The sequence below is a fragment of the Mariniradius sediminis genome (genome assembly GCF_021491425.1).
Lineage (GTDB): Bacteria > Bacteroidota > Bacteroidia > Cytophagales > Cyclobacteriaceae > Mariniradius > Mariniradius saccharolyticus.
Window position 1 is genome coordinate 1 of the sequence record NZ_JAKEVZ010000085.1, and the last position, 284, is coordinate 284.

Sequence of the window (284 nt, forward strand, 5' to 3'; positions counted from 1 at the left end):
AATTCGATCTCACCTCTTATATTCAGGGAATTGTAACAAGGAAAGAAAAATCGTTTGCCCTTCGGTTGTATGCGCCTTTTACAACACGGCCTGTGGTGACTTCCATTGGCTCCAATCAGATTCCGATTACGATCAGTAACAGGTTAGGTTCCGGCAGGACGGTAATTGGGGGTGGTTCGCATCCCACACAAAAAATGCGTCTCTACCTCGTTTATTCAAGGTTGTAAGCATTAGACTATTATATTTGCTCCGAATTTTTTAAATTATCTTTTTACATGCCTTAT

Annotated in this window: 1 protein-coding gene; it reads left to right on the plus strand. The window is 40.8% G+C overall.

From position 1 onward, the window contains the following. Positions 1-227: hypothetical protein (locus L0U89_RS20375; protein ID WP_234863203.1), on the plus strand; the 227-nt coding region annotated here is incomplete at its 5' end. Between the last annotated feature and the right edge of the window lie 57 nt (positions 228-284).